Source organism: Mycobacterium sp. (genome assembly GCF_008709575.1).
GTDB lineage: Bacteria > Actinomycetota > Actinomycetes > Mycobacteriales > Mycobacteriaceae > Mycobacterium.
Window position 1 is genome coordinate 1 of record NZ_VYIK01000326.1, and the last position, 710, is coordinate 710.

Annotated in this window: 1 pseudogene; it reads left to right on the plus strand. The window is 68.7% G+C overall.

What is annotated here, in order from left to right:
• Window positions 1–237, plus strand: a pseudogene (locus F6Q13_RS18735) (HNH nuclease); the annotation flags it as partial.
• Between the last annotated feature and the right edge of the window lie 473 nt (window positions 238–710).

The window sequence follows — 710 nt, forward strand, 5'->3', positions numbered from 1 at the left end:
TGCGAGGTGCACCACGCCCCGGACTGGGCCCGCGGCGGACGCACCGACGCCGACAAACAGTTTTTCGCCTGCGGCGCCGACCACGCCATGGCCACCAAAGGCGAGTTACGCACCGTGATCACCGACAACGGCCGACTCGGCTGGACCGACGGCACCGGCCCGCCCGAGATCAACCACGCCCACCACCCCGAAGAACTCCTGCCCGGCGACCCCGACCCACCAGAGCCGACCAGATGACGGAGCGTTTGCGGCGCGGCCAAACCGATCCCACGCCGCGGGAAGGCGATCCGCTGCGGCGCATCGACGCCGACTCGTTACAGCCGCCCGTGAGCGCCTGGCCGCGAACGGTGTCCCTAAGGTCACTGTCGTCTGCGGGGACGGCGGCCCGGGTCGGTCTGAGCATGCCTTCTTATGAGCGCATCATTGCCACCGCAGGGGTGTGGGACATTTCACCAGCGTGGCCCAGTTCTCGCATCACAGGGTCGGTTGGTTGTTCCACCCGACCTGCGAGGCCCGCAGCGCTCGATCGCCTTCCAATCGATCGATAGCCGTCTGAAGACCGTTTCGGCGGGGCGCGGTCGCCGGTGACGAACCAGGCCCCTAAGCCGTCCTGAGCCGCGGAGCCGGGAAATCAGACCCGCCGGTCCCCGCTGTCACACCCGCAGCGCGGGGAACGGCCCGAACGGCAGGTTGCGTACCAACAGCCATGC